Raw genomic sequence first — 10,021 nt, forward strand, 5'->3', positions numbered from 1 at the left:
CTGTGCAAGAATACCTATAGCGAGCTTGTCCGATTTACACTTGTTATCCTTATTCTTGTCTTTATTTTTCGAGGACGATGTAGATGCAGCCGGCGAGGATGGTGTGGGTGCTGGTTTTTTATTGCAAGCTACTGTTTGATCCAGCAGGGTATGACCCATGCTCTGATTCTCTCCCTTCAGTTGTCCACCCTCGTAATCTGCATTGTGTGGACTCTACAAGCCACCATGAAAAACCGTCAGCACCCAACGGCCCCTCAAGGACTCTCACGCCGCCAGACTCGATCTGTCCAAGATTTGTAGGCGCGATGGTGGGAGTCGTGGATACGGGTGTGGCAGTGGTACCCTCTGCAGATACAGTTTCGCCGCGGCGCGTTGCTCTCCCGAAAAGCAGGAAAAGCAGGCAGAAAAAGAGAATGACGAGGCCGCATATAACCAGTGTTCTTTGGTTGCGTGGATCGTTGCGGAATTTGGTTGGGCTGCCAAGAAAATTGGCGATGTGCTGTTTCATGATTCAGATTCTACATCCTATATCGCCAGGGTCTCCCTGCGGGTGAGCACATCGAAGGTTGGCACGTCCCCCAAGAGGTGCTGTTGTAAAAGGTTCGTTACTGCAAAACAAGGCCCAAATATCGACACGGTTCTCTAACGGCGAACCGTGTCGATATTAATCCACCCAATTTGTCCTTCATGAACTTATTTCTCCTATGGGATCAACTCGGCCGGCCTCTTTTCGGTCAAAGTGTTGGTTTTCAAATATGTCATCTGGATTACTGGTAAGTAAGCTCCAGAATTCAAGCGGAGGCATAAGGAGTAAATCCTTACGCAAATGCAATCTGCGCCATTGGGACCTCTTGTATAATCAATCTGTCGCGCCTTTTTTCTCCGAATGCGAGGTAAGTCATGGCAGGGCTAAAATATTACAAACTCGATCTACACACTCATACGCCAGCATCGAAATGCTACTTGTACAAAGACCAGACTGCTGAGGAAATTGTAGAATCGGCACTTGAAATAGGCCTAAGCGCAATTGCTATCACTGATCACAATAGTGCAGAGGGAATAGACAGTGTCAAGAAAGCAGCAGCTGGAAGGGGCCTTGCTATCTTTCCAGGGGTAGAAATCTCCCTAAACGAAGGTTATCATCTGGTTGCTTTATTTGATCCCCAGGTTGATCAAAAATATGTAGAGAATTTCCTCGGTCTGATCAAGATTACGCCGGAGGAATATGGGCGGTCTGAAACTCTTTGCAAAGTCAGTGTATATGAGGTAATTAAGTGTATTCACGATAGACATGGGTTGGCTATTCTTGCACATATTGACGGGCCCAAGGGAGCCTTTTACGAATTGGCTACTGCTGAGGAAGCATCAGGAAAAGTTAAAGTGCCGATCAGCTGCAGTAACCTATTTAATGATCCTAACTACGATGCGATAGAGTGTGTTCACGGGGTTTATCCAAAAGGATTTGATGCGGACCATCAAATAAAACGTTTGCCACCGATCTACCAATCTTCTGACAATCCTGATCCTGAAAAACCGACCAAGCATTCAAAGGCAGGGTTAGGAAAGTCATATAGTTGGTTTAAACTGGAATCCATTGATCTTGAAGGATTACGCCAGTGTTTTTCCGATCATGAAGTGCGCATTAAACTAAAGGATGAGGTCCGGGAATCTCCACATCCTCGGCTGATTAGCATGAGGATTGGCGAGTCTGGCTTTCTGAGAAACCAAACATTTGTTTTCCATGAGGGCCTGAACAGCATTGTAGGTGGTAAGGGTGTTGGAAAATCATTGGCAATTGAGTTCCTTCGTTTTGCCCTGGGGCAGCCTTCTACTGACAAGTCGCTTTTCGATGACCACTTGACCAAGCTGGATATCAGGCTTGAACAGAACAACCTGGTCGAAGTTGTTTATCAGATTGAAGATGGTACTCAATACAAAATCACGCGAACATTTCTGGGTAAATTAAAAGCGGATGGCGGGTTTGCAATGCGGGACGATGTACAGTGCGTCAACCTCGCAACGGGAGTTCCATTTACGGGCGACATAAAAGTTATGTTTCCCGTCTTGGCCTACAGCCAACTGGAAGTAATAAAGATTGCCGAAGATAAAACTGCCCAGTTGGAGTTGATTGATCGTTTCATTGATACTCGTGAGAAAGAACGGGCAATTCAAGATGCACGCCTCCAGTTGCGGGATAATGACCTGAAATTAAACAAGGCTATTCAAGCCAAGAGCAAACTGGATGCACTCGAACACGACGCAGCCACCTTGGAGGAGCAGATTGGGGCAATTGCACGGACGTTGTCTGATCCGCTGTTTGAGCAGATGAAAGTGGTTGAACGAAAAAACCAAGCCCTCGAGGAAGGGCTGGAGTTCTTCGATAGTTTACTTGCAAGAATAGATGACTGGCGGGACGAAATATCAGACCACCATGCTCCAGAGACGGAGGAAGCAGATGCTGATATCAAGGCACAATACGCCATTGCAGAGAAGACTCTAAAAGCAACAGCAGATGCGCTAAAGGATCTGGTCACCAAGGTAAAGGCTTCCAAAAAAGACAGTGAGACTATTGTCAAAAAATGGAAGCCTGAATACGAAAAGGTGGAAAAAGCATATCAAGCTCTGATAAAAGATATCGGTGGCGACCGCGAAAAGAAGGAGCGCCAACGAAAAACACTTGAGGCCCAGGTAAAGAAGTTAATCAAAGAAATGAAGGAAGCCAAATCCCTGGTAGCGGATTTGGATGACCTGCTCAAACAGCGTCATCAGTTACTTGACCAGCTTGAGATAGCCTATCGTGAATTCTATGAAGCACGCAAGGCCAAGTTTGACCAACTAACCGAACTCTCTGATCAAAAACTGAAACTTGATTTGCTTCATGCGGCTGACCGACAAGCCTATGAAAGTCTACTGAGTGAACTAGTCAGGGGTGGCCAGAATGCGCCCAGTACAGGTGACCGTCACAAGATAGCGATGGGGGTTGCGCCGCGTAGACTGGTGGATCTGGTGCTTAATCGCAATGCGCTGCAGTTATCCAACGAGGCTGGCATTACCCAAACCTGGGCGGAACGCACAATTGATAAACTATGGTCGGCTGAGGATTTTACTTTTGTGCTGGCGCTGCAGCATGATTGCTATCCTGTGGATGTGCCATCAATTCGATACCGAAAAGAAGGTGGTGTGTACGGTGAATTAAATGAGTTATCCGTCGGTCAAAAGAGCACGGCGTTATTGATTGTGGCTCTCTGCGATGGAAACATGCCAATCCTGATTGACCAACCTGAAGATGCACTGGATATTGTCTCAGTGTGGGAAGATATATCCAAAAAACTACGGCGGGGCAAAAACGGACGCCAGTTCATTCTGACTACTCATAATTCCAGTGTGGCGGTTTCATCCGACTCTGATCAGTTTATTGTTCTACAGGCGGGCGCAAATCAAGGTAAGATTACCCGTACGGGTGCCATTGATACCCAGAACATGCGCGATGACATTATTCACCATCTCGAGGGTGGCGATGAGCCCTACAAGTTGCGTGCTCGCAAGTACAATATCAAAGGGACAAATTAGAGACGCGATTGCCTTGCCTGTAAGTGGGCTTTGCGATTGCACCCCACATGGAACATGGCATACACCAATCACCTGCTATTCAATAACATCTTTCTCAAAAACCTGACGCCCAACCAGGATGAGCTGGCGGCGGCACGCCATCTTGTGCATAACAGTGCGCGGGATTGGTATTCTCGCGCCGATTTTTCGTCTCCTGCACAAATTGCACAGTCTTGGATTCAGCCTTTGCTCAATCAGCAGTCTCTTGACCTGGTGGAACTGGAAGCGGATGAGCGTGCCTATGTGTTGGTTGCACCGTGGGATCGTGGAACACCGCTTGGCTTGTGCTTCATCGCGCCCCACGAGGCTGACTTGGACGGATTTTCACCTGACGGCACTTTGCCTAAAGGTCAGCATTGGATGATTGAAGCAGTGAATCTGGCACTAGGTATGCCAAATATGCGTTGGGTGGTATTGACGAATGGAGTGCAGTGGCGATTGTTAGACGCTCAAGCGTTGCGACGTTATGAAGCGTTTCTCGAAGTGGATTTGTTACGCTTGCTTAATGGGGAAGAGGATGATTTAGCGGCATATCTGTTTTATCGGCTCTTGCGCCTCGAGGAGGCGTTCGAACGAGATCCTGATACGGGTAGGCATAAACTCGATGCGCTGTTGCAGGAGTCGGGGCGCGCGACCGAGGCAACTGAGTCCTATCTGAAGACCACAGTCAGCGATAATCTCGATACACCTGGCGGCGGGGATGGAATTATGGCGCAGTTGTGCATGGGCTTGGTGCGCGCAATTGATCCGCAGGGCACGAAATCCTTCACGGATGAAGAGCGTGAAGCCATCTATCGCGACGCCACTTATTTGCTGTATCGCGTGTTGTTCATCCTATATGCCGAAGCGCGTAACCTGCTGCCAATGGAGCGCGCCGATTATCAGGCAATAAGCCTGCAACGCCTGATCGATGAAGCTGCAGAACTCCGCGCCAGTCCCCAGCGGCTGGCAAAACCATCCACTAGTTTATGGAAGCAACTCTCCGCGCTGTTCACTGCGATTGAATTCAGCGATGAATATATTGGCATCCCTGCCTATAACGGTGGCCTATTTCAGAATGATGATAAGCCCTATCTTAGCAAGTACAAAATTCAAAATACCTATCTAGCCGAAGCGCTCTATGAATTGGCGTTCCTGATCATTGCCGATGATGACGCTCCCGCCGAGCGCATTGACTATCGCGACCTTTCTGTGCGGCACCTGGGTAGTCTATATGAAGGCATGATCGAATATCGCCTGTTTATTGCCGAGGAGCGCTTGCTCGCGCGGCGTGATAAAGATGGCAAAATTAAGTACCTCCCTGCCAAAGGCGAGAGTCGGAAGCCCACGGATGAGGTACTTGAAGTAGGCAAAGTTTACTTTGCACAAAGTCCGCATGAACGTAAGGCGACTGGAACACACTACACCGCTGAAGACTTAGTGGAGCGATTATCGAATCAGACTGTCTTACGGCTGTTGACCGAACGATGGAACGTTTTCGCCCCTCAGCTTGAGCATTGGCTCAGAGAGATTGAGCAATCGTCTGAAGCGGATCGTACCCGCTTACAGCGCCGTGTGGATGCCCAACTGGAAGAGTTCGTGCGCCAACAAGTCTTGACGCTTCGTGCTTGTGATCCCGCGATGGGCAGTGGACATTTTCTGGTACATATTGCCCACAAAATAACGAATTTCATTCTGTGGGTACTGACGCGTACAACCTGGACAAATGAATCCGTAAACCTTGCGCCTGATTATTGGCGACAACAGATCGTGGAAAACAGTCTATACGGCGTAGATATAAACCAGATGGCTGTGGAACTGGCGAAACTTTCGCTCTGGCTGGCGACCATGCAAGTGGGACGCCCACTCTCGTTCCTTGACCATCACTTAAAGTGGGGCAACAGCCTGTTGGGTACGCGGCTCGATGAGATTTTGGCGGTTCTTGCATACAGCGACCTGACTAAGACCACAACGAAATCGCGCGTTGCCGAGGAAAAGGGACAGTATGGTTTCAAAACCCTACCACAGGCAGTGCAAACTATTCATAACGCTAACGGATGGCTGGAGAAAATCACAGCGCAGGTTGTGACGCGCGCCGAAGACATCAAAATACAGGAATATGACTACGAAGAAGCCCAGCGTTTGCTTGACCCCTACAAAAAAATTGGTGATCTGTTAGTGGCACGCAAGATGGGCATGAAAATGAATGATGGTGAAATTGCCCTGATAGCCAAGGCACTTGAAACAGATACCGTATCTTTACTTTCGCAAGAACACCAGGAAACGCTCACGAAAGCCGAGGTCGCGCTCATCACCCAGCGTACGATGCACTGGGAGTTGGAGTTCTCACATATCTTTGGCGTTTCAGTAGAACAAAGCTCGGGATTCGACATAGTAATCGGAAATCCCCCATTCATAGGCGGTTCAGCGATTAGTGCTCAATTGGGCAACGGAATTTTGTGGTATCTCAAAAGTGCCTTCTCGATGTCCGAAAAGAACACTGACTTTGCAGCATACTTTTTCAGAAGAGGCTTTGAATTATTAAGTCTAGGTACCTATATGGGGTTCGTTTCGACAAATACTATTAGTCAAGGTGACACAAGGGTTACTGGGTTAATGCAAATTATTAAACAAGGTGGCGTTATAACCTATGCTGACCGATTTGTGAAATGGTCTGGAGATGCTTCGGTAGAAGTAAACTTGGTAGTTGTAAGTAAAAATGACACGTCATCTATCAAATCCTTAGATGGACAGCAAACACCCTATATATCATCATATCTGGACGACCTACCAGAATTTACTCCTGCACGATTGGTTCAGAATAAAGGGTTTTCATTCAACGGAGATTTTGTTCATGGGAAGGGATTTGTAATTACACCAGAAGAAAAGGCTGCCCTCATCCACAAAAATCGAAGCAATTCCGAATGCATCTATCCATTTCTAAATGGCTATGATCTCAATAATTCTACTGACCAAAAACACAGCAGATATATTATATGTTTTCATGATTGGACTTTTGACAAAGCAAAGGGATACCCTGACTTGCTGAAAATCATTGAGGAGAGAGTGAAGCCTGAGCGTGACCATGTAAAGAGAATAAGCCATAAGGTAAACTGGTGGTTATATGGTGATTATCGACGAGGGCTTAGAAAAGTAACTGCAACCATGACGCAAGTGCTGGCTAGGAGTGCGGTCAGCGAACATCACATGCTGAGTTTTGTGGACACTAATCAAATATTCAGTCATGCGATAGTTATTATTGGCTATGATACCTATTATCATCTTGCCGTACTTCAGTCTAGACTACATGAGATTTGGCTACGCCGCCAAGCCTCCACAATGCGTACTGACATTCGATATACGCCAAGTGATTGTTTCCAGACTTTCGCATTTCCTCAAGCGCCGTCAGCGAGTGCAACTACGCAGGCAGAACAGGCGGGGCAAGTATTTTATGAGCACCGTCAACAAGTCATGCAAGCTCGTCAACTAGGCTTGACCAAACTCTATAACTTATTCAATAATCTTGTCTGTCAGGATGCTGACATCATCGAAATGCGCCGCTTGCAAGCCGCGATGGATAAGTCCGTGTTGGCGTGCTATGGCTGGCAGGATATCGATCTGCGGCACGATTTCTATCCCAACGACCGCAAGAAAATCCGCTTTACGCCTGCGCCTGAAGCCCAGCGCGAACTGTTCACTCGTCTCATCGCTCTCAATCAGGAGATCGCCGCACGAGAGGCTGCTCAGGGGCTCGTGGTAGAAGGTGGTGAAGACGAAGAAAATTTGGAAGAAGAGTAGAATCAACGCATGAGTCAGCCCAATCTATTTGACCCTGACCGTTTGTCCCAGCCAGCTCCCAAAGAACAGGGTGTCGAATCAATTAAAATCCATAAGGATGTTCCAGGAATAACCTTGCAAGAAATCATCCCTGAAAAAGCGGCGCTCGAAGTCGTCAAGCATTATGAACCACGCTCCATGTACATTGGGCGACTATTAGCTGACTTGGAGAAAATTAATCCAGTGGGAAAAGTTATCAGCCGCAGTGAAATCGGCAAGACCATGGGGCTAAACACGGCGCTTTCAGAAGGTACCTTTGGCGCGATGAGTTACATGCTGCTGGTGGATACTCGTACTCATATAACCCCTTTCGGGCAGTTGATCAAAGACAAATCACCTTACCTCGACAACCAAGGCTTATTGTGGTTTTTACATTATTTGTTAGCATCCAATGCACAACTTGTATTGTGGAGTAATCTATTTGATTTTGTTTTTTATCAAAAAGATGAAGTCACGAATCAGGAGATTCTGGATACGTTTCGTGTGTTGCAGGGGCGTTGGTCAGCGAAAACAATCAACAATAAAATTCGTTCCGAAGCCAATGCGATTCTGAAAACCTACACAGAAGCCCTTTTTGCTCCACTCGGATTATTGAGCAAGGATGGCAAGGCGCTTTATAACGGTTATTGGAATACAGCAAATATCCCTATGCTGGTCTGGCTGGCTGTCATTTTAGCGTATCGCGATCGTTACTACGCTGGGGCAGCCTCTTTGGAGATTTCGCTCCTCATTAGTGCCCACTATAGCCCAGGACGCATTCTGCGTCAAAAAGAATCGCCGCTCCGTCAGGCGCTAGATCAACTTCATAACGCTGGTTTGCTCACCATTGAAACCCGCTCGGGACTGGACCAGGTACGGTTCAAAAATGAGACCGGCTGGTTCTCAGCAATCTCACGCCATCTCTCAGGAGAGATAGCATGAACTTCAATGTGTATCTGAGCCATCAAATGGCAGAAGATCGCAGGGCTTTTATCGTTCATTTTCCGGCGAAGAAAGGCAAGACTCAGTTTGCTCGCCGTATTTGCCAGGTGCGTAGCGATGCTTATTACCTTGATTTACAATTATATTTCCTTGAACATCCCGAACTCTCACTTATTGCGGATTTCGATTTTGAAATGTTCAGGAAATTTTTATTGGGCCTTAATGTCTTACAATCCATTATTGTAGTAGATAATCCGGATTTCTTGTTCAATACGTGGGATCGACAGCAGAAGAAAGAATTTGCCAACTGGATCAACCGAGGTTTGCGCTCGCCTAATCCCACCCAAAAGACATTTGCCTTTTTCTTGCAGGATGATCCTGATATTCTCTCCGTGGCCTTTGATGCAAATGTGCATCGTGAGCCACGTTTATTGTCTTTGAATTCCTTTGAAGTACTATAAGGTGTTACATCATGACCAAAATTGTTGATATCGTTGAATTCCATGCTGGATATGGTAATCAGGTTCGCCTTGTCTCATCTTTTTATAATGAACAAAGTGAAAATGATAATGCTGAGCACATTAGGGGCTACGTGCCGATTCGTTCACATCGAGAAGCCTTTTTGCAGCTTGCTCAGGCACAACTACCCAGCAAAGAGAACAAAGAAAAAGTCTTCATGCTTACAGGTAGTTTCGGCACCGGTAAGTCACATCTGTGTCTCATGTTAGCAAATTACTTTTCCCTCAAGTCAACATCTCTTGAAATGAAGGACTTTTTTGAGAATTGGGCGAAGCGCGACAAAATCGGCTCGGAAAAAGTGCGCAGTTGGCGAGGCGATGGACGTTATTTAGTAGTACCGTGCGACTTCTTACAGGAAACACGTCAATTTGAAGATGTCATCTTAACTGATATCGAGACTGCACTGGAGAAAGATGGCGCGACAAATATCGTTTTAGATTCCAAATTCAAGAATGCTTTACGACAAATTGAGGACTGGGAGCAAAGACAGGCGACAGGGCAACCTAGTGGAGTGTTTGAAGATTTCCTGGCATTTATAGGCGGCGATGATTCCCATAAGGAATTGCAAAAGCTCAAAAAGGACTTGGCACAAAACGAATCCACTGCAATGGATTTGTTCCAAGATATCTATCGGAAAGCCACTGGGCAACAGTTGTCGTTCCGTACTGATACATTACGTACAGTACTCAAAGATATGCTTACTAACTCGGCATTTAAGAAACGTTACAAAGGGATAGTGATTCTTGCTGATGAATTTGGCAACGCTCTGACCGAGGGGCGGGTTACCATGAGCGTGTTCCAAGGCTTTGCCGAAATGTCTAAAGATGGTATAGCCGGGATGCAATTAATTTTTGTCGGTACCGGACACCGTCGTTTTGAAGCCTATGGGGCTAATACCCCTATGCAGGTGGACTTCCGTGTGGTGCAGGATCGTGTCACCGAGGTCAGCTTACAAGCAGAGGAACTGGAGCAAATCATTGCAGCACTGGTTTCCCCTCAAACATCGACTCGGGAATGGAGCACGCTGGTTGTACAAAAAAACAACTGGCTGCTCACTCGGATGGCAAGCAACGCCAAGAAAATGAATCTCTTTGCCTATCTCAATGAGCCGGAGATACTGGAACAAATAGTAAAAAATATCTATCCTGTACACCCG

6 protein-coding genes are annotated in these 10,021 nt (G+C 46.9%); 5 read left to right on the plus strand and 1 reads right to left on the minus strand.

Annotated features, from left to right (window positions below; all coding sequences use genetic code 11):
• Positions 1-118 precede the first annotated feature (118 nt).
• Entirely contained in the window at positions 119-508 is a 390-nt protein-coding gene (locus AC14M5_RS13940) for a hypothetical protein (protein WP_484030282.1), read from the minus strand.
• A gap of 392 nt (positions 509-900) precedes the next feature.
• Here AC14M5_RS13940 and AC14M5_RS13945 point away from each other — a divergent pair, with 392 nt between their 5' ends.
• The 5 genes from AC14M5_RS13945 to AC14M5_RS13965 all read left to right on the plus strand — a co-directional run.
• Positions 901-3,570: a TrlF family AAA-like ATPase gene (locus tag AC14M5_RS13945; protein ID WP_484030283.1), complete on the plus strand. Its 2,670-nt coding sequence runs from the start codon at positions 901-903 to the stop codon at positions 3,568-3,570.
• Between the two features lie 54 nt (positions 3,571-3,624).
• On the plus strand, positions 3,625-7,386 hold the full coding sequence (locus AC14M5_RS13950) for a DNA methyltransferase (RefSeq protein WP_484030284.1): 3,762 nt from the start codon (positions 3,625-3,627) through the stop codon (positions 7,384-7,386).
• 9 nt (positions 7,387-7,395) lie between these two features.
• Complete coding sequence (locus tag AC14M5_RS13955; RefSeq protein ID WP_484030285.1) at positions 7,396-8,346, plus strand: DUF4007 family protein; 951 nt, start codon at positions 7,396-7,398, stop codon at positions 8,344-8,346.
• On the plus strand, positions 8,343-8,807 hold the full coding sequence (locus AC14M5_RS13960) for a hypothetical protein (RefSeq protein ID WP_484030286.1): 465 nt from the start codon (positions 8,343-8,345) through the stop codon (positions 8,805-8,807). The genes AC14M5_RS13955 and AC14M5_RS13960 overlap by 4 nt, the downstream gene beginning before the upstream one ends.
• 11 nt (positions 8,808-8,818) lie before the next feature.
• On the plus strand, positions 8,819-10,021 hold a 1,203-nt coding region (locus AC14M5_RS13965; RefSeq protein ID WP_484030287.1), incomplete at its 3' end, for a hypothetical protein.

Source organism: Candidatus Villigracilis sp., from assembly GCF_057083605.1.

Excerpts from the sequence above, each read along its gene's own strand:
- AC14M5_RS13940 (WP_484030282.1), bottom strand. The coding sequence starts at position 508 with ATGAAACAGCACATCGCCAATTTTCTTGGCAGCCCAACCAAATTCCGC.
- AC14M5_RS13945 (WP_484030283.1), top strand. The coding sequence starts at position 901 with ATGGCAGGGCTAAAATATTACAAACTCGATCTACACACTCATACGCCA.
- AC14M5_RS13950 (WP_484030284.1), top strand. The coding sequence starts at position 3,625 with ATGGCATACACCAATCACCTGCTATTCAATAACATCTTTCTCAAAAAC.
- AC14M5_RS13955 (WP_484030285.1), top strand. The coding sequence starts at position 7,396 with ATGAGTCAGCCCAATCTATTTGACCCTGACCGTTTGTCCCAGCCAGCT.
- AC14M5_RS13960 (WP_484030286.1), top strand. The coding sequence starts at position 8,343 with ATGAACTTCAATGTGTATCTGAGCCATCAAATGGCAGAAGATCGCAGG.